The 22,224-nt window shown below is 62.9% G+C and carries 27 protein-coding genes; 10 read left to right on the top strand and 17 right to left on the bottom strand.

All coding sequences use genetic code 11. The features are described 5' to 3' along the window. Nucleotides 1–14: 14 nt before the first annotated feature. Nucleotides 15–1,211 carry an ATP-grasp domain-containing protein gene (locus AC1MBU_RS01505; RefSeq protein WP_479788266.1) on the top strand — a complete coding sequence of 399 codons (1,197 nt, stop codon included), beginning with the start codon at nt 15–17 and terminating at the stop codon, nt 1,209–1,211. Nucleotides 1,212–1,256: 45 nt separating this feature from the next. On the opposite strand, the gene murJ is transcribed toward AC1MBU_RS01505, so the two are convergent. The 3 genes from murJ to AC1MBU_RS01490 form a co-directional block, all read right to left on the bottom strand. Next, nucleotides 1,257–2,789 carry a murein biosynthesis integral membrane protein MurJ gene (murJ, locus tag AC1MBU_RS01500; protein WP_479788265.1) on the bottom strand — a complete coding sequence of 511 codons (1,533 nt, stop codon included), beginning with the start codon at nt 2,787–2,789 and terminating at the stop codon, nt 1,257–1,259. A gap of 214 nt (nt 2,790–3,003) precedes the next feature. Continuing rightward, nucleotides 3,004–3,591, bottom strand: coding sequence for a DinB family protein (locus AC1MBU_RS01495; RefSeq protein ID WP_479788264.1), 588 nt, complete (start codon nt 3,589–3,591; stop codon nt 3,004–3,006). Between the two features lie 23 nt (nt 3,592–3,614). Then, nucleotides 3,615–4,376 carry an IclR family transcriptional regulator gene (locus AC1MBU_RS01490; protein WP_277357567.1) on the bottom strand — a complete coding sequence of 254 codons (762 nt, stop codon included), beginning with the start codon at nt 4,374–4,376 and terminating at the stop codon, nt 3,615–3,617. Nucleotides 4,377–4,646: 270 nt separating this feature from the next. Here AC1MBU_RS01490 and AC1MBU_RS01485 point away from each other — a divergent pair, with 270 nt between their 5' ends. The 5 genes from AC1MBU_RS01485 to AC1MBU_RS01465 all read left to right on the top strand — a co-directional run bounded on the left by AC1MBU_RS01485 (nt 4,647) and on the right by AC1MBU_RS01465 (nt 10,047). Continuing rightward, nucleotides 4,647–6,062, top strand: coding sequence for an NAD-dependent malic enzyme (locus AC1MBU_RS01485; protein WP_277357566.1), 1,416 nt, complete (start codon nt 4,647–4,649; stop codon nt 6,060–6,062). A 9-nt stretch (nt 6,063–6,071) separates the two neighbouring features. Then, entirely contained in the window at nt 6,072–7,670 is a 1,599-nt protein-coding gene (aceB, locus tag AC1MBU_RS01480) for a malate synthase A (RefSeq protein ID WP_479788263.1), read from the top strand. After that, nucleotides 7,671–8,936 carry a DUF6986 family protein gene (locus AC1MBU_RS01475; protein WP_479788262.1) on the top strand — a complete coding sequence of 422 codons (1,266 nt, stop codon included), beginning with the start codon at nt 7,671–7,673 and terminating at the stop codon, nt 8,934–8,936. It abuts the gene before it with no gap. A 10-nt stretch (nt 8,937–8,946) separates the two neighbouring features. Beyond that, entirely contained in the window at nt 8,947–9,759 is an 813-nt protein-coding gene (locus AC1MBU_RS01470) for a bifunctional allantoicase/(S)-ureidoglycine aminohydrolase (protein WP_277357563.1), read from the top strand. 72 nt (nt 9,760–9,831) lie between these two features. Beyond that, nucleotides 9,832–10,047, top strand: coding sequence for an AsnC family protein (locus AC1MBU_RS01465; RefSeq protein ID WP_471672564.1), 216 nt, complete (start codon nt 9,832–9,834; stop codon nt 10,045–10,047). On the opposite strand, the gene AC1MBU_RS01460 is transcribed toward AC1MBU_RS01465, so the two are convergent. Then, nucleotides 10,044–10,178 (bottom strand): hypothetical protein, encoded by a 135-nt coding sequence (locus tag AC1MBU_RS01460; RefSeq protein ID WP_277357561.1) that lies wholly within the window; start codon nt 10,176–10,178, stop codon nt 10,044–10,046. The two genes, AC1MBU_RS01465 and AC1MBU_RS01460, sit on opposite strands and share 4 nt — an antisense overlap. After that, nucleotides 10,130–10,570 carry a VOC family protein gene (locus AC1MBU_RS01455; protein WP_479788261.1) on the bottom strand — a complete coding sequence of 147 codons (441 nt, stop codon included), beginning with the start codon at nt 10,568–10,570 and terminating at the stop codon, nt 10,130–10,132. Before AC1MBU_RS01455 ends, AC1MBU_RS01460 begins: the two co-directional genes overlap by 49 nt. A 253-nt stretch (nt 10,571–10,823) precedes the next feature. On the opposite strand from AC1MBU_RS01455, the gene AC1MBU_RS01450 reads away from it, so the two are divergent. Beyond that, the gene (locus AC1MBU_RS01450; protein ID WP_479788260.1) at nt 10,824–11,036 is read left to right on the top strand and encodes a TetR/AcrR family transcriptional regulator C-terminal ligand-binding domain-containing protein; all 213 of its coding nucleotides are present in this window, start codon (nt 10,824–10,826) and stop codon (nt 11,034–11,036) included. Nucleotides 11,037–11,289: 253 nt separating this feature from the next. Here AC1MBU_RS01450 and AC1MBU_RS01445 read toward each other — a convergent pair whose 3' ends face one another. Further along, the gene (locus tag AC1MBU_RS01445) at nt 11,290–11,799 is read right to left on the bottom strand and encodes a hypothetical protein (protein WP_479788259.1); all 510 of its coding nucleotides are present in this window, start codon (nt 11,797–11,799) and stop codon (nt 11,290–11,292) included. 30 nt (nt 11,800–11,829) lie between these two features. Between AC1MBU_RS01445 and AC1MBU_RS01440 the strand changes: the two genes are divergently transcribed. Both AC1MBU_RS01440 and AC1MBU_RS01435 read left to right on the top strand, forming a co-directional pair. Continuing rightward, entirely contained in the window at nt 11,830–12,288 is a 459-nt protein-coding gene (locus tag AC1MBU_RS01440; RefSeq protein WP_277357560.1) for a hypothetical protein, read from the top strand. Then, nucleotides 12,269–12,589, top strand: coding sequence for a transcriptional regulator (locus tag AC1MBU_RS01435; protein WP_277357559.1), 321 nt, complete (start codon nt 12,269–12,271; stop codon nt 12,587–12,589). The genes AC1MBU_RS01440 and AC1MBU_RS01435 overlap by 20 nt, the downstream gene beginning before the upstream one ends. On the opposite strand, the gene AC1MBU_RS01430 is transcribed toward AC1MBU_RS01435, so the two are convergent. The 4 genes from AC1MBU_RS01430 to AC1MBU_RS01415 all read right to left on the bottom strand — a co-directional run bounded on the left by AC1MBU_RS01430 (nt 12,586) and on the right by AC1MBU_RS01415 (nt 16,278). Further along, complete coding sequence (locus AC1MBU_RS01430) at nt 12,586–13,344, bottom strand: class I SAM-dependent DNA methyltransferase (RefSeq protein ID WP_479788258.1); 759 nt, start codon at nt 13,342–13,344, stop codon at nt 12,586–12,588. The two genes, AC1MBU_RS01435 and AC1MBU_RS01430, sit on opposite strands and share 4 nt — an antisense overlap. Before the next feature lie 40 nt (nt 13,345–13,384). Further along, complete coding sequence (locus AC1MBU_RS01425) at nt 13,385–13,945, bottom strand: hypothetical protein (protein WP_479788257.1); 561 nt, start codon at nt 13,943–13,945, stop codon at nt 13,385–13,387. Beyond that, nucleotides 13,942–15,546, bottom strand: a complete 1,605-nt coding sequence (locus AC1MBU_RS01420) for an alpha/beta fold hydrolase (RefSeq protein ID WP_479788256.1) — start codon at nt 15,544–15,546, stop codon at nt 13,942–13,944. The genes AC1MBU_RS01425 and AC1MBU_RS01420 overlap by 4 nt, the downstream gene beginning before the upstream one ends. A gap of 567 nt (nt 15,547–16,113) precedes the next feature. Beyond that, entirely contained in the window at nt 16,114–16,278 is a 165-nt protein-coding gene (locus AC1MBU_RS01415) for a hypothetical protein (RefSeq protein ID WP_277357555.1), read from the bottom strand. A 387-nt stretch (nt 16,279–16,665) separates the two neighbouring features. On the opposite strand from AC1MBU_RS01415, the gene AC1MBU_RS01410 reads away from it, so the two are divergent. Then, nucleotides 16,666–17,037: a thiol-disulfide oxidoreductase DCC family protein gene (locus AC1MBU_RS01410; protein WP_479788255.1), complete on the top strand. Its 372-nt coding sequence runs from the start codon at nt 16,666–16,668 to the stop codon at nt 17,035–17,037. A gap of 172 nt (nt 17,038–17,209) precedes the next feature. Here AC1MBU_RS01410 and AC1MBU_RS01405 read toward each other — a convergent pair whose 3' ends face one another. From AC1MBU_RS01405 to AC1MBU_RS01375, 7 genes are all read right to left on the bottom strand, one after another. Beyond that, entirely contained in the window at nt 17,210–17,416 is a 207-nt protein-coding gene (locus AC1MBU_RS01405) for a hypothetical protein (RefSeq protein WP_479788254.1), read from the bottom strand. Beyond that, nucleotides 17,416–18,201: an NAD(P)/FAD-dependent oxidoreductase gene (locus AC1MBU_RS01400; RefSeq protein ID WP_479788253.1), complete on the bottom strand. Its 786-nt coding sequence runs from the start codon at nt 18,199–18,201 to the stop codon at nt 17,416–17,418. Before AC1MBU_RS01400 ends, AC1MBU_RS01405 begins: the two co-directional genes overlap by 1 nt. Before the next feature lie 318 nt (nt 18,202–18,519). Beyond that, complete coding sequence (locus AC1MBU_RS01395) at nt 18,520–19,593, bottom strand: alkene reductase (RefSeq protein WP_479788252.1); 1,074 nt, start codon at nt 19,591–19,593, stop codon at nt 18,520–18,522. 101 nt (nt 19,594–19,694) lie between these two features. After that, complete coding sequence (locus AC1MBU_RS01390) at nt 19,695–20,000, bottom strand: winged helix-turn-helix domain-containing protein (protein WP_479788251.1); 306 nt, start codon at nt 19,998–20,000, stop codon at nt 19,695–19,697. Beyond that, entirely contained in the window at nt 19,997–20,461 is a 465-nt protein-coding gene (locus AC1MBU_RS01385; protein ID WP_471672458.1) for a hypothetical protein, read from the bottom strand. The genes AC1MBU_RS01390 and AC1MBU_RS01385 overlap by 4 nt, the downstream gene beginning before the upstream one ends. A gap of 58 nt (nt 20,462–20,519) precedes the next feature. Next, nucleotides 20,520–21,452: a formyltetrahydrofolate deformylase gene (gene purU / locus AC1MBU_RS01380; protein WP_479788250.1), complete on the bottom strand. Its 933-nt coding sequence runs from the start codon at nt 21,450–21,452 to the stop codon at nt 20,520–20,522. Beyond that, nucleotides 21,415–22,224 (bottom strand): methylenetetrahydrofolate reductase, encoded by an 810-nt coding sequence (locus AC1MBU_RS01375; RefSeq protein ID WP_346027716.1) that lies wholly within the window; start codon nt 22,222–22,224, stop codon nt 21,415–21,417. Before AC1MBU_RS01375 ends, purU begins: the two co-directional genes overlap by 38 nt.

Genomic DNA, 22,224 nt, shown 5'->3' with positions numbered 1-22,224 from the left:
TATCGGAAGGCCGTGTGGACACGCAGCCCAGAATTGATGACGCTTCACACGCGCACCGCCGTGCACTGATCGTCAGCACATCCCGTGACCGCGGTGCGCTCGCGGCCGCTCGTTCGCTGCGCGCAGCCGGTTGGACCGTGGGGGTGGGCACGCCTGAGGGAAGGGGGATGCTCTGCTCCTCACGCGCCGTCGCCGTCTGTCACACAGTTCCTCGTCCCCGAGGCGACGGTAAGGCCTTCATCAACGGAGTAGCGGCCGCGGTGAAGGCCGGCGGGTATGACGTGGTTTTCGGCGGCGGCGACGACTGGATGGCTGCGCTCGCAACCTACCGGCACCAAATCCCGACGACGGTGGCACACCCTTCCCCGGACGCGGTCGAGCGGGCGCTGGACAAGGTCCTGCTCGCGGAGAGCGCCGGCCGGGTGGGACTGGCGGCGCCCCGCACAGTGCCTGCCACGCCGGAGGCGATCGCTGACTGGGAGGGTCCCGTTGTGGTGAAGTCGCGTGCGCACTGGTCTCCGGGGCAGACGAGGCCGCACCGCATCGAGGCGCGGTTGTTCGACAGCATGACCGCCGCCAAGGAACGCGTCAACCACATGGAGGAACTCGGCGCTGAGCCGCTCCTCCAGGAGCCCATACGAGGACAACTCGGTGCGCTCATCGGCTTTTTCCGCGACGGCCGCCTTGAAGGAAGGGTCCAGCAGGAAACGCCGCGGCTCTGGCCCACACCCAACGGAGCGTCAGCTCGTGCACAGACAGTCGCAGTCGACGCGGTGCTGGCGCAACAGGTTGACGCGCTGCTTACGGAGATCGGCTGGTGGGGACTGGTGGAGTTACAGTTCTTGACAGACGACGACGGCGTTTCCCACCTGATCGACTTCAACGGCCGGTTCTTCGGGTCCATCGCTCTCACCAATGCAGCCCGCCCCGGCCTGGCCGACGCATGGGGCAGGCTGGCTCTGGGCGAGACGGTGCCGCATCTTGCGGACGCGCCCGCCGGCTTTAGGTACGCGTGGACTGCGGGAGATTTACGCCGCGCGCGCATCGAGCGGCGGGGCGGGCTTGCCGCGGACCTCATCGACACCGTCCGTTGGGCAAGCCGTGCACAGCACAGTGTGTGGGACGTGAAGGATCCGGGCCCCACCCTGAACCTGATTTTTGCGCGGTTCACGCGGGACAAACCGGTGACGCTTCGCCCGTCCGCCGCATAAGCAACAGCGTCTAGTAAGCAACAGCGTCGAAGGCAGCACCCCCGCTCAGCGGCGTCGTGCCGCCCGCAGCATGTCGAGGGGCACCCGGCCCTCCGGAGCACGCAGCACAACCAGCCCGAGCGCGTAGGTGCCGCACACCCCAAACACCACGACGACGGACGTCATCAGCGCCGGACCGGCAACGAGGCTCGCCAGGACAACCCCGACAGCACCGGCAACAGCCGCCAACAGGGCAGCGCGGAGAAGGAGGACGAAAGCCTCGCGCAGGTTCACGCCGTCGTGCCTGCTTCTGAGAAGCCACGCATTCGCAACGGCGGCGAGGACCAGTGAGGCGCTGGTGGCCAGCGCAATGCCTGCGACTCCCATCACCGGTGCCAGCAGAATGTCACCCACAACGTTGACCACCATGGCCAGCACGGAGATCACTACGGGAGCCCTGGCGTCGCCCAGGGCGTACGCGGTACTCACTACTACCTGGCGGATGCCCAGGGCCAGGAGTGCCGGCGCGTACCAGAGCACTGCGGTGGCGGTGGCCTCGATGTCCTCCGGGGAAAAGGCGCCACGGCCGAAGGCCACTTCCACGAGCGGCTCCGCAGCGACCGCCAGGACAACGCAGAGTGGAACCAGGATGGTCACAGTCACTGAGAGGCCGCGGTTCACGAGCCGCCTGAGCTCTGGAAGATCGCGCACCGAAGCGCTGATCGCCGGATACAGCGGCACGAGCAGGGACGCGATCAGCAGCTGTTCGGGGAGGTTTACTAGCCGCCAACCGTAGGACAGCGCAGTGATAGCGCCCTCCTCAAGCGTGGAACCCACCGCCCGGTCCACCAGTGTGTTCACATTCCCGACGGCGCTGCCGACCAGCATTGCCGGGACCAGTACGGCGATCTCCCGGAAGCCTGGATCCTTCAGCTGCAGGCGGGGGCGCACCCGTGTGCCGAGGCTGCGCAGCGGGGGCAACTGCAGCAGGAGCCGTGCGCCGGAGCCCACAACGAATCCCACGGCGAGAGCCGCAATGCCGTAGCGGGGGCCGAAGAGCCCGGCCGCCGCGATCATGATCAGGTTGAACGGGACGCCCTGGAGGGATGCCCAGGCGAAGCGTCCGTGCGACTGGGCCAGTGCGGCCAGCAGATCGGTACCCGCCACGAGCACCGTTGCCACCAGCACGATGCGCGTGAGCGTGGCAGCTGTGGCTGTGGTCTCGGCGTCGAATCCTGGTGCGAGCAGCGAGGCCACAGGACCGGCGAAGATCGCCATGACCACGCCGCCGATCCCGAGCACCACCATGGTGAGGGTGAAGGCGACATCGAAGCCGGTGTGTCCCCTGCAGTTGCCGTCTTCAACCGCTGCTTCCCGGGAGACCACGGGTGTTGCGGAGCGGGCCATCGCGTAGGCAACCAGGCCCAGCACGATGTTCATCAGCCCCTGCGCCACGAGATAGGCGTCGAGCTCGGCACCCGCCCCGAAGATTGCTGCTATGACGACGTCGCGCAGGAACCCGAGGAGCGTGGAAACTGCAGTCAGCCCGGCGACAAGGACGGCAGCCCTGGAGATCGACTTACCTCCGAGTCTGGCCACGGGATCCCACGCTATCCTGTCTGGGCGGTGAAGCGCTGCATCCACGCCCGTTCCGCGCACGATTGGCGGGATACGAAACCGCTGTGTGCAGGTTTGCTGGCCAACGCCCCCTATCTTCGGCGTGTCTTGGAGGACACGCCGTACCAGCGCTCCAAACCTGCATGGAATGGTATGCGGCCGGCGATACTTCCGCAGCAGCTTTGCGGCGAGGGGGTCAGGTGGCGCCCTGCTCGGCATGGCGTGCCGCCGTCTCGATCCGCTCCCAGTGCTCAGCCCATTCATCGGCGCTGCGCTGCGGCATATTGGGGTCATCCGGCCCGCGGCCAGTGGCGCCGTCGAGCTGTTCACGCAGAATGTCAGCGTGCCCGAGGTGCTGGGCCGTCTCAACGCACATGTGCACGAGCATCTGCTGCAAGGTCACCTGCCGGCGCTCAGGTGCCCACCATGGGACCTCCCCGACGGCGTCGAGCGGCAGTGCCTCGATGGTGGCGTCAGTGTGCGCCGCGGAGAAGTGGTGCAGCTCGATGATCTCCTCCCGGGTCTCCTCAGCGGTGAGCCACAGATCGGCTTCCGGGGCGGCGTCGTCGTCGAACCACGGCAGCTTCCGGCCGCTGGGCCGGTTGAAAACCTCACCGAAGTAACCCAGCTGCACGCTGGCGACGTGCTTCACGAGGCCCAGCAGGTTGGTGCCCGTGGGGGTCAGTGGCCGGCGCGCGTCATAGTCGCCGAGGCCGTCCACTTTCGCGAGCAGGTCAGCGCGGCGCAAGCGCAGGTAGCGGTGCAGAACCTTCTTGTCATTCATGGGTGGCACTCTACTGGCTGCACCTAACTTGCGAGGTTGAGGTCATCCGAGATCGCCTGCGCGGCGGAGCGCAGCAGTGGAATGGCCTTGTCAGCGAACCCTTCGTCCACGCGGGAGATTGGTCCTGAGACGGAGATGGCAGTAGGGGTAGGAGCGTTGGGCACGGCCATCGCGAAACAGCGAACCCCCAGTTCCTGCTCCTGCTCATCAATGGAGTAGCCGCGCTCGCGGATGTTGTCGAGCTCGGAGAGGAGCTGGTCCACGGACTTGATGCTCTTCTCCGTGGGCGTGGGCATGCCAGCCCTGGTCACGATGTTGCGCACGGTCTCATTGTCGAGCTGGGCCAGGATGGCCTTCCCGACGCCGGTGTCATGGGTATGCGCCCGGCGCCCCACTTCGGTGAACATGCGCATGGAGTGCGACGACGGCACCTGAGCAATGTAAACGACCATGTCGGAGTCGAGCACCGCCATGTTCGAGGTCTCGCCCAACCGGTCCACGAGCATTTTCAGCTGGGGACGCGCCAGCGCGCCGAGCTGCTTGTTGGCGCCCTCGCCGAGGCGAATCAAGCGGGGGCCTAGGGCGTAGCGTCGGTTGGGGAGCTGCCGGGCGTAGCCCTTCATCACCAGGGTGCGCAGGAGCCGGTGGATCGTGGGCAGGGGGAGATCCGTAGAGGAGGAGAGCTCGCTCAGCGTGACCTCACCGCCGGCGTCGGTAATCAACTCCAGCAGTTCAAACACGCGCTCCACCGACTGGACGCCGCCACCTGCAGCCTTCTCGGCCATTTGGCACTCCTTGCTAGAAACTATCCGCACAGCGGAATAACTTCTCCAAAGATACCCTACTTCCGCAGAGTGGAAATTGGTGTTGGGGCCGTGGGCCCGTGCGGCCCTCGGCGCAGAAACTGCCCGCAAGTGCGGCCCCGCCGGTTCGAACCGGCAGTCCTGCACCTCCGGGCCGTTTCTATGCTCCGGCCCCCAAGGCGCCCCGCTTGCAATTCCACTTAGTAGATAATAATATCCACAATACGAAATAACTTATCTGGAGGATCATCAATGGCGAGTCCTAGCCCCGGTTACTCAATCACCCTGCGCGTTCAGGCGCCGTCGAGCTTCACAGCTACTGCTGAGCTGGCCGCCGCCGTCGGCTCCGCCGGTGCATCGATCACTGCGCTCGATGTCACTGAGTCGCACCATGACAGCATCGTGGTGGACGTCAGCTGCAACACCACCGACGCTGCTCACGGCGAGCGCGTCCGTGACGCCCTCAACGCCCTCGACGGCGTGAACGTGAAGAAGCTGAGCGACCGCACCTTCCTGATGCACCTCGGCGGGAAGCTCGAGGTTGTCCCCAAGGTTCCCCTGCGTAACCGGGACGACCTCTCCCGCGCCTACACTCCCGGCGTCGCACGCGTCTGTATGGCAATTGCAGAAAACCCCGACGACGCCCGCCGCCTCACCGTCAAGCGCAACACCGTCGCTGTGGTGACGGACGGCTCAGCGGTGCTCGGGCTGGGCAATATCGGCCCCGCCGCCGCACTGCCCGTCATGGAGGGCAAGGCCGCACTCTTCAAGCAGTTCGCCAACGTGGATGCCTGGCCGGTCTGCCTCGATACCCAGGACACCGAAGAGATCATCAGCATCGTCAAGGCACTCGCGCCCGTCTACGGCGGAGTGAACCTCGAAGACATCGCAGCTCCCCGGTGCTTCGAGATTGAGAACCGGCTGCGCGAGGAGCTGGATATTCCCGTCTTCCACGATGACCAGCACGGCACCGCCATTGTGACGCTGGCCGCGCTGACCAATGCCCTCCGCGTTGTGGACAAGAAGATCGAGAACGTGCGGATTGTCGTTTCCGGCGTCGGCGCCGCCGGATCAGCCATCATCCAGCTGCTGCAGGCCCAGGGTGCGAAGAACATCGTGGCGTGTGACCGCAAGGGCGCCATCCACAGCGGGCAGAACTACACCGACGAGCACCGCCGCTGGATTGCCGAGAACACCAACCAGAATGCTTTCTCCGGGACGCTGCATGAAGCACTGAACGGCGCGGACGTCTTCATCGGTGTCAGTGCTCCGAACCTCCTCGGTGAGGAGCAGGTGAAGTCCATGGCTGACAAGGCGATCGTCTTTGCCATGGCCAACCCTGACCCGGAAATCGACCCCATCGTCGCTGCCCGGCACGCCGCGGTAGTGGCCACCGGCCGCAGCGATTTCCCGAACCAGATCAACAACGTGCTCGCCTTCCCGGGCTTCTTCCGTGGGCTGCTCGACGCAGGGGCGTCCGACATCACGCCGCAGATGCTGGTTGCCGCAGCGGATGCAATCGCCGCTCGGGTGGACGATGATGAACTCAATGCCAGTTTCATCATCCCGAGCGTGTTCGATCCGCACGTGGCAGGTGATGTGGCAGCAGCGGTTGCCGCAGCGGCGCACGCCGCTCATCAGGGTTCAGCCGCAGAATCAGCAGAGTAGGAGCAGGACATGTCGATTGAAGTCACAGATACGACGCCGGCACCCGGCGCGGAGGCCATCCTCACCACAGAGGCGCTCCAGTTTCTTGAGAAGCTGCACCAGCAGTTCCGTGACACACGGAACGAGCGCCTGGCCGCGCGCGGCAAGCGCCGCGAGGACGTGGCCCAGAGCGGCCGCCTCGATTTCCTTCCCGAAACGGCCGAGATCCGCGCAGGCGACTGGACCGTCGCCGAAGCGCCTGCCCAGCTTCAGGACCGCCGCGTCGAAATGACCGGCCCGGCGTCGCCCGCCAAGATGGCCATCAACGCTTTGAACTCCGGCGCCAAAGTCTGGCTCGCCGACCTCGAGGACGCCAGTACCCCCACCTGGCACAACGTCATCGACTCACAGCTCAACCTCCACGGTGCCGCCCGTGGCACACTCAGCTACACCTCACCGGAGGGCAAGGAGTACGCGCTGCGCACGGACGCACCGCTGGCTGTCGTTGTTGCCCGTCCCCGTGGCTGGCACCTGCCCGAGAAGAACATCACCATTGACGGCGAGCCGGCCATCGGCGCCCTGGTGGACTTCGGTCTGCATTTCTTCCACAACGCCAAGCACCTGCTGGAGAACGGCAGCGGCCCGTACTATTACCTGCCCAAACTGGAGAGCCATCTCGAGGCCCGGCTGTGGAACGACGTTTTCGTGTTCGCGCAGGACTACGTGGGAGTTCCGCAGGGCTCTATCCGTGCCACCGTGCTCATTGAAACCATCCCTGCCGCCTTCGAGATGGACGAGATCCTCTACGAGCTTCGCGACCACGCCTCGGGCCTGAACGCCGGCCGCTGGGACTACCTGTTCAGCATCATCAAGTACTTCCGTGACGGCGGGGAGTCCTTCATCCTCCCGGACCGTGCGTCCGTGGTGATGACGGCACCGTTCATGCGGGCGTACACCGAGCTGCTTGTCAAGACCTGCCATCGCCGGGGCGCTTTTGCCATGGGCGGTATGGCGGCGTTTATTCCCAACCGCCGCGAACCTGAGATCACCGCCCAGGCCATCGATAAGGTCCGCGCGGACAAGACCCGCGAAGCCAACGACGGATTCGACGGCTCCTGGGTTGCGCACCCTGACCTCGTGCCCGTGTGTCGCGAAGTGTTCGACGCCGTTCTGGGGGATAAGCCGAATCAGATCGACCGGCAGCGGCCTGAGGTTGAGGTGACCGCCGAGCAGCTGCTCGACGTCGAATCCGCTGACGGCGATGTCACCGAGGTGGGATTGCGTGCCAACCTCTATGTCGCCGTCGCGTACGTGGCGGTATGGCTCTCGGGTAATGGAGCTGTTGCCATTCACAACCTCATGGAGGATGCCGCGACGGCTGAGATCTCGCGCTCGCAGGTCTGGCAGCAGATCCGGAACAAGGTGGTGCTCGCGGACAGCGGCAACACGGTCACGCCGGAACTGGTGAACTCGATCCTCGCAGAGGAAACCGAGCGGCTGCGCGGCGAAGTCGGCGACGAAGCCTTCACGAAGTTCTACGAGCCGGCCAGCCGCCTCATCGCGGACATCTGCGTCTCAGACGAGTACACGGACTTCCTGACTCTTCCCGCCTACGAGCTGGTGAGCTGAGTGGAGTTCGCTCTCGGTTTCGACGACTACGCCGCGATCGATTCGAAGCTCGCGGACACGGACCAGCTTCTGCGCTTCAGTTATCCCGGCGACAACGGCTCGCGCCAGCCGGTCCACACGGTGTACGTACCGGCGGACCGGTACCAGCCCTCGCTTCCCGGTGACTGGGGCAGGGAGGCGGCTGCCGCCGTCGAGCGCTCCGGTGGCATGAATGCGCTCTGCGCTGCTCTGGGCGTAAGCGACGACGTCGGCACGCTGGTGAGCGCGAAGCTCACCGCTGAGCCGATCGAGGACCTGCGCCTCGACTTCGAGGACGGTTACGGCAACCGGCCCGACGACGAGGAGGACGCCGACGCTTCCCGCGCCGCCATCGCGGTGGCCCGGGCTGTGCGCGACGGGATTGCTCCGCCGTTCATCGGCATCCGGTTCAAGTGCTTTGAGGAGCCAACCCGCCGACGCGCGCTGCGCACGCTGGATCTCTTTGTGGGCGGACTGTTGGCCGAGGGTCCGCTGCCCGACGGCCTGGTCCTAACGTTGCCGAAGGTTTCGACGGTGTCCCAGGTTGAGGCGATGGTCTTCGCCTGCCAGCGGCTGGAAGCGGTGCATGGACTCGCCCCGGGCAGGCTGCGGTTCGAGGTACAGATGGAAACGCCGCAGCTGATCCTGGCCGCTGACGGCACCGTACCTGTTGCGCAGCTGCTGCACCGGGCCGAGGGCCGTGTCTCTGCACTGCACTACGGCACCTACGACTACAGCGATTCACTGCAGATCGCCGCGGAATACCAGTCGATGGAGCATCCCGCAGCCGATTACGCGAAGCAGGTCATGCAGGTGGCGGTTGCGGGTACCGGTGTCCGGCTGTCCGATGGCTCAACGAACATCCTGCCCGTCGGCAGCGATGCCGAGGTATCCGCGGCGTGGGGTCTACATGCCCGGCTGGTGCGGCGCTCGCTGGAGCGTGGCTACTACCAGGGATGGGACCTCCATCCCGCCCAGCTGCCGAGCCGGTTCATCGCCACCTATGCGTTTTACCGGGAGGGACTGCCGGCAGCGGCGAAGCGTCTTCGCAACTACGTGCATCAGATCGAAAGCGCAATCCTCGACGAGCCTGCAACGGCCCGTGCGCTGGCACGCTTTGTCCACCGCGGCGTGCTGTGCGGCGCCGTGACGGAGGCTGAAGTGAACGAGCTGGCCGGCATCTCCTTTCCTGACCTGGAAGCACTTGCGCATCCGCGGAAACTTCCCGAAACAGCTGAAAACATCTAAGGACTGAAAGTTGAGCAACTACTACGCACCTGAAACCGTCCTGCCTCCGCAGACAGATCTGCTGACCGGCCGCGCCGTCGTCACCGAGGCCTATACCGTGATTCCCCGCGGGGTCCTGCGCGACATCGTCGTGAGCGAACTCCCCGAATGGACCGGTACCCGCACCTGGGTCCTGAACCGGCCGGTGGCAGGCGGCGCGACGACCTTCGCCCAGTACCTGCTGGAGGTCTCGCAGGGCGGTGGCTCCACCAACCCCGAGCCCGAGGCCGGGGTTGAGTCCTTCGTGTTCCTCCTTGAGGGTGCATTGACCATCAAGCTTGAGGGTGAACTGCACGACCTCACTCCGGGCGGCTTCGCCTTCATCCCGCCGGGTGCTGAATGGGAAGTGTCCAACTCCGCGCCGGAGCTCGCCAAGTTCCAGTGGATCCGCAAGGCGTACCAGCCGTTGGCCGGGCACACGCCGAAGGCCCGCGTCGGCAATGAGAAGGACATCGAGCCCGGCGCCATGCCCGGCACCGACAACAAGTGGCGCACCACCCGCATGCTGCCCACCGATGACATGGCGTACGACATGCACATCAATGTGGTGACTTTCGAGCCTGGAGCCGTCATCCCGTTTGCCGAGACCCACGTCATGGAGCACGGCCTTTACGTGCTGGAAGGCAAGGCCGTATACCGGCTGAACCAGGACTGGGTGGAGGTCCAGGAGGGCGACTACATGTCCCTGCGCGCGTTCTGCCCGCAAGCCTGCTACGCCGGCGGGCCGTCCAACTTCCGCTACCTGCTGTACAAGGACGTGAACCGGCAGATCAAGCTGACCTGAGCGGCAGCGGCTTATGGAGGGCCTGTCAACAAGTGTTGACGGGCCCTTCCTGCGTCAACTAATGTTGACGTTATGGAGGTGGAGCGAATGAAAACACTGGTGGCGTCAATGGATGGAAAAGGTCCCGCCGACGCACTGCATGCTGTCGCGCAGCTGCAAAAGGAAGTCTCACGGACGGAAGCATCCCTGGTTCGCGCGGGGCGGCAGGCCGGCCTGTCCTGGGAAGCTATCGCGCTCTGTCTCGGCGTCAGCAAGCAGGCAGTGCACCGCAAGTACGGTAAGCGCTAACGCCTTCCCAGTTGGTCGCGCAGCTCGCGAACATCGGCTCCCTGCCCGAAAGCGCCAGACACCACCGCACCGCCCATCAGCGCTAGCCCAGCAAGGGCGGGGTAGGGAACCCGCCGGGTTCCTTGCCCCACTTCGGGAATTCTATGGGTTCGCGGTGGCAGCCTCCTCCGCAACATCGCCCAACCTTTTGCGGACCGCAGTTGGGGCTGACGTATGGGCCGTTATCGGCATCGCTCGAATTCCTAATCAGGGAGTGCAGACTTACCCTGTTTGGACGGGAGTTGATGGCCAGATTCGACCAGCGCAGCAACGACCCGTATGCCGAATACTGGTTCGCCGAGGGCCTTCTAAATCTGGTCGGAACTAAATCGGTCGGACCGCGGTAAGGCGGAAAGGGACCGGCGGGATCCAGTAGCACTCGCCATTGATCCGGGGAAGCTTGGTGCTCCGCCGTTCTCGCACCCAGTGCGCTAGCAGTGTGGGTAGCAGAGTCGAGGTCTTCTACAGTGACATCCAAGTACATCTGCTGATGTTATGGTCCTTCCGGCCAGGACGGGGCAGCGTAGTTATCGACGCGCATTAGCTAGTGCGGGGTCGACGCTAAGATCCGTACTGCGCAGCAGTGCCGCGGTATTGACTATCGCGCCGATCGCGCTACAAACCGTCGTTGGAGGTTGCGTTCCATGAGTGGGCATAGATTTCGTGGTGAGTACTTCGCTTCTGCTGGGAGATCCTAAGACTCGAACGGCTGTTCGGCCTCATTGGAGCGTCCCGCCGTGAACCGACTGTGCCGCGCCCAGGAGGAAGATCAGCTCGCTCAAGATGTTGATCCCGAAGTCATGGTCGATCAGCTATGGGGTGCCTGCTATCACCGGCTCTTGATTCCGGATGAATCGCTGACCGGGGTTTTCGCAGATGCATTGACAAGGAACATTCTGCGCAGCGTCACGCCGAGGGAACGCCCGGCGCCCGGCACCCGGTGCCGTTGACGCCGAGACGTGACGCCGGGTGGCTGCCCAAAAAGTTGTCCAGCGTTTCCGCACCGGGGTTTTTGGCACGGTGGAAGGGCCCGGCGGGAATAGGACCATGCTATGGGCAGGCTATCGCTGCCTCGTTCGCGCCGATGGAGCTTGCGGACGGGGTTCCGCGCGCTGGTGTCCTTTGTGTAGGAAATGGGCTCTGGTTTGGTTCTGATCCCGACGCAACGGCCCTTCATCGACCTGCGGGCTGGAAGGGGCTCTCCTAGATAAGCGTGAGGCCGGCACTGGCCAAGGCGCCGAACGCGATCCCCCACAGGACGATGGAAATGCTCTGCCACAGAATGACTTTCTGTTTAGACGCGCCAGCGGTGACCATGAGCATCGAGGTGATCTGGCTGGGCAGGATTGCCTGACCAAGCAGGCTCACTCCGGCCACCCCATATTGGTCGAATCGGCGCATGAACTTCTCATGTCTTGGTGACGGCTTTGTGCGTTTTTTGGACCACCAGGAGTAAATATTGTGCCCAAAGGAGACCAGGAGAAACATGCTGATAAAGTTCCCCAGGACCGCAGCGCTCAGCGCGACCACGAACGGGAGCCCAGCAACAAGCCCCAACACCGTCCCAAAGTAGGACTCAACAAAGGGTAAGGCCCCGGCCAGGAATATTATCGTCCATTGAAGCAAAGGCGGCACACCGATGGTGGCATCCTGCAGTCCGTCGATCAGCTCTTGCACTTGGTCCCCTTCACTCAGCTTCTTGGTCCTCTTCATGAAATATTTTAGAAGTGCTAAAGTCAACTTATGAATCGTGACTACGAGGAGGCACAGGTGTCTTCAAATGAGCAGCCAGTCAGCCTGCAGGAACGTCAGCTCTACTCTGTTCAGCGCTCTCAATACCGCCTCACGAGGTGGTTCGGCGTATGGATGTGCGTCGTGGGTTTTGTCCTCATTCCCTCCGGTTTCGTGCTTCCGTGGCCGCTCGAACTGAGACTTCTCGTCATCGGCGTAACGATGGTTGTCCTATGGGCGGCTTCTTTGTTTTTCCGCGCACGCAAGGTTATTCCTAATTCCTGGCATGTAGGGCTGGCCATCGTGTTGTGGGTCTTGCTGTCGATAGCTCTCGATGTGCTGGTTCCGGCGAACTCCTCTCTTGCCGTTGCGGTTTCCGCTGCCGTCGCAGCGACGCTGCCCTTCTACGTGATCGGTTCCTACTTCCTTATTCGCCGGCCGGCAGGTAACCATGACACATACACGGCATGAGATAGATCCGGTTATCCATTCGCCGGTGCGTTTCTCCATAGTGGCGTTCCTCATCGGGCTTGATGAGTGTGAGTTCAGTGCGCTTCGTGATGCCATCGAGCTCAGCGACTCGAGCCTGTCCCAGCACCTGACGGTTCTGGAAACTGCGGGTCATATCGAAATTTCGAAGCGGAAGGTCGGCCGCCGTTCGCGCACATATATTCGTTGCACCGATGGTGGCCAGGGAGCCTTTCGGAAGAACCTGCAGGCGCTGGCTACCATCGCGTCGAGTAACGCGGAATCCCTGTCGGCGCAGAGTTAGGTATGGGTGCGCTTGAAGGCAGCGACGAACATGGCCGTTGTGAACTCGTCGTAGGGCGAGCGAGACCAGTCGCCGTAGAGGCCGGATAATTCGAGTCCGTTCTCCTGCACGATGCTTGAGATGATGTGTGGGTCGATGAGGTGAACCTGTTCGAGGAAGTTCCGGTCACCGCCGCCGTCGCTCCATGTGTGGTCCAGTGTTACCGACAGCCGATTATCGTCCAGTTTCCCTAGTGAGTGCAGCTGGGCGGCAGCATGCGGATATTCGGCTTTGGCTTCGAAGGAGGGGACCTGATCGAATACCCGGAGCAGCGGTGGAGGGTTGTAGGACTCGATGACTAGGTGTCCTTCGTCGGCCACGTTCGCGCAGGCCCGGATCAGGGCTGCCCGCTGCTGGTCCAGGGTGGGTAGGCAAGCGATGCTGCCTAGCACCGAATAGACCAGCTCAAATTTTTCCTCCCCTAGGGGTTCCCATGTGGCCATGTCACCGAGGTGTACCTCGACCGCGTACGTGTCAAACTCCGTCAGTTTTTCCTGCAGGACATCCAGCATGCCTTGTGAGGCGTCAACTCCGACTATGGGATGGCCTTTGGCGGCAAGGCGCAGGGCTACCCGCCCTGTGCCGATTCCGAGTTCCAGCGCTTTTGCCGAGTGCTCGGGCATTAGAGCGCCCAGGAAGTCCGCTGTGGAGCGCGCCATGTCTTCCTGGTGGAAAATCTGGTCGTACACGTTGGCGTAGTGCCCGTCGTAACTCATGCGTAGCTCCGCTCGAACGGTAAGGAGGGCTGTGGCGGGATCATGCGGCGATCCGTAGCGTTTGGTGTTCGCGCTGCACAGCTCGGCTGCTTTCGCGCGAAACGAACAGGATGCTCGGGCGGATGGTTTCGTCGTACCCGCCGGAGCCGACTATGCAGAATTGGTAGCGGTCGAAGCGTTCTATTTCGCTGGCGGATTCAGCCTTACTGAGAACGTAATCTTCGAGCACCCTGTAGGCGCTCAATTTGTGGATGGATTCTCCATCTACGTAAGGGAAGGCCCGCAACAGATCGGCCATGACGTCGAACATCCCTTTCTCTGTTCGATGTTCGGGGTGCCAGATCAGTTGTAGGGGTCGTCGTTGGCCGACTTGGTGGACGTCCACCCATCCAGAGAGCTCCTCGTCGTTCACGCCACGGCAGAAGAGGTGGTAGTCGGATCGTGCCGGTGTCGGCGCGAAGAACCTCCAGCTGGGCACGAGCGAGAAGAAATCGTGCGATTTCATCCTTGAGAACGCGTCGTTGGGGAACTGGGCCAGAAGGGTCGTGACAATATGCCCGCCCAAAGCGGCTGCTAGGACGTGCCGTACCGGTATGTTCATGCTGCTGTCTCCTCGTTCGTCGTTTGCGGTATCGCGGTGATGAACTCGTGAATGTGCTGAGCACATTTCAGGGAGTGTGCCCGGTTGCTGAGCATGGATTCGTGCGTGACGTCATCGACAACGACATGGCGCTGACCGGCGAGTTCCTGGTGGAGCCGGTCAAGGACACTGTCCGAGGTGATGGTCCGGCCAGCGGATATGACCAGGCTGGAATCGATCGTTGCGACTTCCGACGCGTCGTCGGGCATTTCTCCCAGCACAGCGTTCCACTCCATTTGGCCGCCGTACCAGAGAGCAGGGTCCGCGTACTGATCAAACGCTTCCTTCTTGACCTGGTCGGGAAGGGTTCGTACCCAGTCCGGGTGTACGAGAAATTCGCCGAGCCGCGCCGTGATCAGCGAACGAAAGAGTACAAGGTGGTCGGTGAAAGTTTGCTTGCTGTCCGCCTGAAGGGCCGAGGCGCGGAACTGATTGGGATGGGTGGGGTCCAACGCCACCGTCCCCACAACGGATTCGGGTGCTCTCAAACCAGCGCGCCTGATGAGTTCAGCGCCGAAAGAATGGCCGATAAGGATCAACGGGCGACCCTCCCGGCGACTCCGGACGTGCTCGATAACATCGACCAGCTCATCGACCGCATGATCAATCTGGTAGTGGCCCTGGGCTGTGCCCGCATCGGGAAGATATGCGGCACGGATGTAGGTTGCGCTGGATACGCCGCGGCTGTGGAGATCTTGCTGGATCCAGTGGAACTGTTCGGGCAGGCCAAGCAACCCGTTTTCGAAGACCACAACCGGACCGGTCCCGGTGTCAGCAGTCAGCTCAAGCGGCAAAACATTCCCGTGACGGGTTGCTACTTGCTCCCTCTTGGCCAGAACGTCCCGCAAGCGGCTCCGACGCCGCCCGTAACCTACCCATCCCATGGTGAGCGCCGCCGCCATTCCGGCGGTACAGTATGCAGCCAGGGTGCGCAACGCCTCCCGCCGCGGGCTGCCTTCAATGGTATACCGCAGGGCGGGATGAAGGGATCCGAACGCGAAAGCAAACCGCCACAATCCCATGGCCGGACCGTTCACGATATGGAACAGCATGCCCGTAGCTGAGAAGGCCCGCGACAGGGGAGTGGGCAGGAAGTATATCGCCGGGAATGCGCACTCCCACACGAGGACTCCGTAATTGGCGGCCTTGGAGATCAGCGGGTGGCTTTCAAGTAGCTTCCAGAGCCCCTCATGGCCGTACGTCTTAGTTCGCACAATGTCCTTGACCGCGCTCCCGTCGCGCCAGGGCCTGCCACACATCTTGGCCCACCCGGCCACCGCGTAGGACATGGTGCACTGGATGGATTGGAACCACAGAATCACATCGCGGGATGCGTCATCGCTGACCAGGCGCGCAATCGCGTTCGTGCCCTGGGTGACGGTCGTGGCCTGGTCCGCGCCATCGGCCCCGTATCGGTCGATCGGAGAAAGCAACCCCGAAATGAGCGTGGAAACAACACTGGCCGCGGCCCGCGAACCGTTGTTGGTTGCGGTCGGCCAAGATGGCCCGGCTAGGAGGAACAGGTTCGCGCTGGCGCGCACCACGTGCAGGATGGTGTTCACTGTGGGTTGCGCAAGAGGATTCAGGACGGATACCAACCGTGGTGCCCGGACCGATTCGCTCTCTCGGCTGATCTGCCACGCGCCGATATTTTTGCGCTTCGTTGCACGGTTATACAAGACCTCACAGCTGGAGGCCAGAGCCGGTATGGCACCGATCCGCTCTGAAAGTGTTAAGACGCTGTTGTGAGCCGGGCTCACCACAAAATTGGGTATGGTCACGTTTCCCCCATGGGTGACATTGATATTCGCTCGATGCAATGATGGAACGTGAGCGGCCCAAGCGTTGACCAGGACCGCTCACGTCGTGAGTGCATCCTAGAAGCTGGCCGAATTATCCCGTGCGGCCGCGTTCGTAGGCCTCCACCAGGAGGCAAATGACGCCGTAACCGGCAAAGACCGCGGCCGGGCATCCAAGAACCGGGTCCGTGCTGGCCTGCTCGGGCAAGATGCGGCTTTGCCCTCCGGTCCTCTGATCACCGATTCTCTGCAAGGACTGCGCAAGTACGCTTCCTGCTGTCAGTGAATCCCGCTTGTGGCCCCCCATGGAATGACGCATTCCGCTGCCTTTCATCCGTACCACCGTCCAATCTCCTCCGCGGCGGCGACCAGAGTCATTCCGCCCCAGAACGCCAGCCCGGGCGTTGCCATCTTCGGACTTGCTTCATCGACATAGATCTTCGAATGAACACCTGGGCTGAGGCGTTCGGGAGCCAGCTCCCCAAGGTAGCTCACGATCGTTCCTGACATATTCCCCCCTTGTTTGAACCCTGAACGGGTTGAGACCGATTCAGTCTCCGGTCAGACGGCTGATCAGGTCGCAAGCGACCATGCCGAGCGCGAATAGGGCCGGGTATCCAAGTTTCGGTTCGACCACATCCATTTGGATGCGCGAAGCTCCGGTCGGACGCGGAATCCCTGCTAGCTCGGTACCTAAGGCAGCATTCATTTACCTATCTCCTCTCAAAAATTGGATCCATAGGCCGATTGCCTATGCCCATTCAATTCGAACCGCGCCCCAGCGGCCCGTCAATGGGTACCTCGCTGAAATGATTTAGTGGTTATAAAATCGTTACATCATGGGGGATCGCGGGACGGTTTCTGCCGCTCTAGTCTGGAAGCATGCTCACCACTTCACTGGGGATCCTCGTCTACGATGCCGACTGCGGATTTTGTAAACGTTCAGCGTCCGCGATCGCCCACCCCGGCATCGTCGAAACCAAACCATGGCAAAGTATCCGCGACCTTTCTGCGCTCGGCCTTCCTACCGAAACCAGCTGCTCAGCCGCCTACTGGATTCCCCCTCAAGGGCAGGTTCGGCGTGCAGAAGCGGCGATCTCGGCCGCGCTCGTCGCCCGAGGTGGGCTGTCCAGGATCCTCGGCGCTGTCATTGGCGTGAAACCGCTGCAACCGTTGGCCGCGTCCATCTACCGACTGATCGCGCGGCACAGACACTCCCTTCCTGGCGGTACAAACGCCTGCCGCCTGCCATGAAAACTGCCACGATCAGGAGTACGACAAGAGCCCTGGCATCGAAAGTCGTGTCGGTGCTGGGCGCCCTCAGCTGGCTTTGACGATGGGCAGTTCAGACCACTCGGTGGCGTAGCGGGGGATTGTTGTTTGCGACTTATGGTCCAGTCCGGTGGTTTGAGCAGGCCGGCGGTCCCTAAGTCGATGCTGGTAGGGCCGTACTTGTCTTTGATTTCGCCCATGAGGTTTCCGATTTCTCGGCGTTCGTGGACGGTGACGAATTCTCGAACAGGTTGCTGCCGGGTTCGATGGGAACTTCGGTCCCGGCATCGATGAGGTCAGCGAGCTGTGTGTCGTTGAGGCCGTTGAAAAGGCTGATTCCCCGGAGCTCGTTGACGTCCATCAGATTGTCCCCAGATACCGGTGCACCAAATAGACGGACATTGCGCCCTCGCCGACCGCTGACGCCACCCGCTTCATTGAGTCGAGCTGCACATCTCCGGCCGCGAAGACGCCGGGGACACTTGTCTCGAGCGCGAACGGCGCCCGCGTCAGCGGCCAGCGCTGGGGATGACCGGCGTTGAGCAGGTCATGCCCAGTGACCACGAAGCCTCTGCTGTCGCGAACGACGTCGTCGCCAAGCCAGCTCGTGCGCGGTGAGGCACCAATGAAGATGAAAAGCCAGCTTGAAGCGACCTCCTCAGTCAGCCCGGTGTCCCTGTCCGTGATCTCCAGGAATTTCAGGTGTCCGTCCCCGCGAACGGCCCTCACCTCGCTTCGGTAGCGGACCTCAATGGTGGGCGAGGAGGTGATGCGCTGAATGAGGTAGGAGGACATCGTTGCCTCAAGAGTGCCGGATCGGACCACGAGCACTACCCGTTTTGCGAAGCGGGCCAGGTTCAACGCTGCCTGTCCGGCGGAGTTCGCGGCACCGACTACGTAGACATCGTCGCCCTCGCACTGGCCGGCTTCGCTCGCGTTCGCGCCGTAGTAGACGCCTCGTCCGCTGAGCGTCTCCAGGCCTTCAGCTTCAAGCCGACGGTAGGACACTCCGGTCGCGATGATGAGCGCCCGTGCCTCGATATCCCTGGAGCCGAACAGCACGGCGCGTACCTGGCCCCGGGATTCGAAACCCACCACGTCGTTAGCGAGCACCACTTCCGCTCCGAACCGGGACACTTGCGCCATGGCACGCTGGGTGAGGTCGGAGCCGCTCAACCCCTTCGGGAAACCGAGGTAGTTCGACTTCCAGTGCTTCAGCGCCCGACGACGCCCGCAGGATTCTGAACTCGGCCCATACCTGCTGCGGAGGTCCCGGGCGACCGCCGCGGAAACCTGCGGAACGTCGTCGACCGTCAGGATGCTCGGCTACGTCATGACCGACGGTCCCTGGTACCAGCCATGTGGCATGACCCATCTGCTCAGGAGACCTAACGTGAAGCCTATCCAGAGCAGTTCCGCGAGTCCATGACTCTGTCCGTCTTGTTTGCAGGTCCCCTTACGGGATCATGCCGGCTGATAGACGGGATAGTCCGTATAGCCCTCGGCGCCGCTGGTGTAGAAGGTAGCCATGTTCGGCTCATTCTCCGGCAGACCCTCCTTCCAGCGGTACACCAGATCCGGATTGGCAATGGCCGCACGGCCGACGACGACGGCGTCAGCCAGGTCATTCTCGACCAGTGAGATGGCCTCATCCCGGGTAGTCATGACGCTGAAGCCGGTGTTCAGGAGGAATGGACCGTCAAACTGCTCACGCAGTTCCCGGACCAATTCACCGGCAGGCTCGTTATGAAGGACGCTGAGGTACGCCAGTCCCAGCGGTGAGATGGCCTGGGTCAGGGCGGAGTAGGTCCGGCGGAGATCCTCGCGGTCCAGCTCTGTTGCGCCCTGGACATTGTGCTCGGGTGAAACGCGGATGCCCACCTTCTCGGCTCCGACTGCCTTAGCGACGGCTTTGACCACCTCAACGACGAACCGCGCGCGGTTCTCCGGTGAGCCGCCGTACTGGTCCTCGCGCTGGTTTGCCGCGGGAGACAGGAATTCGTGCAACAGGTAACCATTGGCGCCGTGGAGTTCAACGCCGTCGAACCCTGCCCTGATCGCATTCAGTGAGCCCTGAACAAACTCCTCAATAACTCCGGGAAGCTCGTCTTCCGTAAGCGCGTGGGGGACCGGATAGGGCTGCTTTCCCTTGTAGGTGCGGGTCATGCCGTCGATCGCGATGGCGCTCGGTCCAACGACCGTGCGGCCTCCGTTGGTGTCCTCGTGTGTAACCCGCCCGGCATGCATGACCTGGGCAAAGATGCGACCGCCCTCGGCATGGACGGCGTCAGTGACCTTGGTCCAGCCTTCGATCTGCTCGTCCGTAACGAGGCCGGGCTGACCCGGAAAGCCCTGGCCGGCATGGCTTGGGTAGGTTCCTTCGCTGACGATCAGGCCGAGCGACGCGCGCTGGCGGTAGTGCTCGACGACGATAGGTCCCGGAACGCCGTCCTGGCCGGAACGGCAGCGGGTGAGCGGAGCCATTACCAAGCGGTTGGGCAGTTTCAGTTCGCCTACGGTGATCGGGGAGAACAGCATGGGGGAGTCCTTTCGCGGAAGCTTTCACTGTGAAAGCGCAGTTGCCCCGGCAACTATTCCGAATGGGACGTGGATCACAGTGGGCGCAACTGATGCTGCAGCTACGTCAGCCCGTTCGCGATTTCCTGCAGCGCGCTGAGGTGCTTCCTGAAAGCGGCTTCACCCTCGCGGGTGAGCTGAAAGACCGTTTGCGCCCTCTTGCCGACGAATGACTTCTCCACGCTGACATAGCCGGCTTCTTCGAGAACGGAGGCATGCTTGCTCAACAGGGGGTAACTGACGTCCAGCGCTTCCTTCAGTGTTTGGTAGTTTGCGCTGTCGACGCTTGCCAGCGCGGCGAGGATGGAGAACCGAAGCGGTGAGTGAACCACATCGTCGAGTTTGGCCCGCGATTCTGAGAGGCTCATCGCCCGCGTGCCACCAACCAGATGCCGCAGGCGATAGTCGGCGCCGCGCACAGTACCGCCAAGAGAATCGACCACCACAGATTTACCTGCCCGTCGCTTTCATGCGTCAGGAAAAGTGAGGCCACCAACATCACGCCTGCCCAGATCCCCGCGGCTCGCCACATCTGCGAAAAGTATTTTGGTCTGACGGTCCGGGCGGCTGATCGCCTCCAGTTCACTATTCCTACCACTACGTAGAACGCGATCAAGAGCGCTATTCCTGCCGCACCTTCCCACCAGGCAAATCGCTGGAGCACTGTGAAGAGACCAAGCCCGAGAAGGATTCCCCACAGGACGGTCCAGAAACCTTCGGCACGCGTGGAAGTGGCGCGCAGACGTGTGGACCCGGCGTCGGCGGCGTGCAGCATCCGCCGCGCCTCCGCGGCCTCAGTGCTCTTCGGCTCTTCCCCATGACGTGCCATGGCACCACGGTAGCAAGCACTTAACGATTTGGAAAGTACTTGTTCACCAGTGGCGCTGCTACCGCAGAACGACCGTGCGGTTGCCGAGCAGCACGATCCTTCCCTCACAGTGCCAGCGCACCGCATTGCGCAGCGCGGCGCATTCGGCGTCGCGGCCCACGGCAACCAGGTCCTCCGGCCCGTAGGTGTGGTCCACCTCGATAACCTGCTGGGAAATGATCGGGCCCTCGTCCAGTTCCGCATTGACGTAGTGGGCGGTGGCCCCGACGGTCTTTACGCCCCGCTCGTAGGCCTGGTGGTACGGCTTGGCGCCCTTGAAACTCGGCAGGAAGGAGTGGTGAATGTTGATGACCCTGCCCGCCATCCTGTTGGAGAGCTCATCGCTGAGGACCTGCATGTAGCGGGCAAGGACCACCAGCTCGACATCGAACTGGTCGACGATGTCCAGGAGCCTTGCCTCGGCCTCCGGCTTGGTGTCCTTTGTGACGGGCACATGGAAGAACGGAATTCCATGCCATTCGACCAGTCCTTCCTGGTCACGGTGGTTGGAGACGACGGCGACAATCTCTACCGGGAGCTCGCCCGTGCGGGTGCGGTAGAGCAGGTCATTGAGGCAGTGGCCCATCTTTGACACCATGACCAGGACACGGCGTTTGCGGCCCTGCGGCTCAAGCTGCCAGTTCAGCTGCCACTGTTCGGCCACCGGCGCGAAATCGCGGCGCAGGTCCTCCGTGGTGAAGGGGTCCGTGGCGACTGCGTCAGTTTGGGATCCAGAGGACCCGAAGGAGAAGTGGACGCGCATGAAGAAGTGCCGCTGCGCTTTGTCCCCGTACTGCTTGATATCGAGGATGTCGCAGCCGTGCTCGAACAGGAATCCCGAAATGGCGTGGACGATGCCGGGGGACTCGACGCAATCGACCGTGAGGACATGCTCTTCCTGGGACGGCGGGGTTTCAGTTAGCACGGGATGCTCCTTTGATGTCTGACCCATGGTCAGTGCCGGAGGGCGTCGGGTCAAGGCTGTTGAAGCTGTAGAGATGGATACCGGCGAGCCTCGCGGACTGGCTTTTCAGCTCGGCTATCAGGCTCTCCGGCGCATAATGGTCACCGACCAGCAGCTTGCGGGCCAGCGGCCCTTTGCGGCTGAGGAACTTCAGGGAGCTCCCGACGCCGATCTGCGCCGCCAGCGACACCAGGCGGGTTCGCGGAACCGCTCCTGCCACGCCGGCCCAGACGGGCAGCTGCACTCCTACCCGGCGCAGCAGTGCGACATAGTCAAGGATCCGCGGAGCTGAGAAGCACATCTGCGTGACTACGTGGGACGCAAGGTGCTGCTTGGCCAGCAGGGCATCCACGCCCGCCCCCGGATCGAGGAAGGGGTGGCCCTCAGGATAACCCGCGATTCCCGCCCGGATCAGGCCGCTTGAATACTGCTCGATGTCTTCCAGCAGTGGCAGCGCCGAGTCATACGGGCCGGCAGGATGTTTCCGGTCCCCGCCGATGACAAACACTTCCCCGATACCGGCGTCGCTGCAGTTCCGCAGGATCCCGGTGAGCTCCGCCCTGCTCTGAACGCTTCGCGCGGCGAGGTGCGGGATCGCCGTGTACCCGAGACCAGCCAGCTGCGTCGCGGTGCGAACCGTCCGTCCAACGCCGTGATGCGGAAGACAGGTCACGGTGATCGGGGTACTCGGGGCCACCGCAGCGGCAACCCGCTCGACGATTCCCTCGGAAGGGATGATTTCAATTCTGGTGGGGAACAT

It is taken from the genome of Arthrobacter sp. PTI12, from assembly GCF_056679915.1.
Note: the sequence above shows the minus strand (reverse complement) of the source record. Positions and strands in the feature narration are given on the sequence as shown.

Excerpts from the sequence above, each read along its gene's own strand:
- AC1MBU_RS01495 (WP_479788264.1), bottom strand. The coding sequence starts at position 3,591 with ATGAATGACAAGAAGGTTCTGCACCGCTACCTGCGCTTGCGCCGCGCT.
- AC1MBU_RS01490 (WP_277357567.1), bottom strand. The coding sequence starts at position 4,376 with ATGGCCGAGAAGGCTGCAGGTGGCGGCGTCCAGTCGGTGGAGCGCGTG.
- AC1MBU_RS01485 (WP_277357566.1), top strand. The coding sequence starts at position 4,647 with ATGGCGAGTCCTAGCCCCGGTTACTCAATCACCCTGCGCGTTCAGGCG.
- aceB (WP_479788263.1), top strand. The coding sequence starts at position 6,072 with ATGTCGATTGAAGTCACAGATACGACGCCGGCACCCGGCGCGGAGGCC.
- AC1MBU_RS01465 (WP_471672564.1), top strand. The coding sequence starts at position 9,832 with ATGGAGGTGGAGCGAATGAAAACACTGGTGGCGTCAATGGATGGAAAA.
- AC1MBU_RS01455 (WP_479788261.1), bottom strand. The coding sequence starts at position 10,570 with ATGTACTTGGATGTCACTGTAGAAGACCTCGACTCTGCTACCCACACT.
- AC1MBU_RS01445 (WP_479788259.1), bottom strand. The coding sequence starts at position 11,799 with ATGAAGAGGACCAAGAAGCTGAGTGAAGGGGACCAAGTGCAAGAGCTG.
- AC1MBU_RS01440 (WP_277357560.1), top strand. The coding sequence starts at position 11,830 with ATGAATCGTGACTACGAGGAGGCACAGGTGTCTTCAAATGAGCAGCCA.
- AC1MBU_RS01435 (WP_277357559.1), top strand. The coding sequence starts at position 12,269 with ATGACACATACACGGCATGAGATAGATCCGGTTATCCATTCGCCGGTG.
- AC1MBU_RS01430 (WP_479788258.1), bottom strand. The coding sequence starts at position 13,344 with ATGAGTTACGACGGGCACTACGCCAACGTGTACGACCAGATTTTCCAC.
- AC1MBU_RS01425 (WP_479788257.1), bottom strand. The coding sequence starts at position 13,945 with ATGAACATACCGGTACGGCACGTCCTAGCAGCCGCTTTGGGCGGGCAT.
- AC1MBU_RS01410 (WP_479788255.1), top strand. The coding sequence starts at position 16,666 with ATGCTCACCACTTCACTGGGGATCCTCGTCTACGATGCCGACTGCGGA.
- AC1MBU_RS01405 (WP_479788254.1), bottom strand. The coding sequence starts at position 17,416 with ATGGACGTCAACGAGCTCCGGGGAATCAGCCTTTTCAACGGCCTCAAC.
- AC1MBU_RS01400 (WP_479788253.1), bottom strand. The coding sequence starts at position 18,201 with ATGGCGCAAGTGTCCCGGTTCGGAGCGGAAGTGGTGCTCGCTAACGAC.
- AC1MBU_RS01395 (WP_479788252.1), bottom strand. The coding sequence starts at position 19,593 with ATGCTGTTCTCCCCGATCACCGTAGGCGAACTGAAACTGCCCAACCGC.
- AC1MBU_RS01390 (WP_479788251.1), bottom strand. The coding sequence starts at position 20,000 with ATGAGCCTCTCAGAATCGCGGGCCAAACTCGACGATGTGGTTCACTCA.
- AC1MBU_RS01385 (WP_471672458.1), bottom strand. The coding sequence starts at position 20,461 with ATGGCACGTCATGGGGAAGAGCCGAAGAGCACTGAGGCCGCGGAGGCG.
- purU (WP_479788250.1), bottom strand. The coding sequence starts at position 21,452 with ATGGGTCAGACATCAAAGGAGCATCCCGTGCTAACTGAAACCCCGCCG.
- AC1MBU_RS01375 (WP_346027716.1), bottom strand. The coding sequence starts at position 22,224 with ATGTTCCCCACCAGAATTGAAATCATCCCTTCCGAGGGAATCGTCGAG.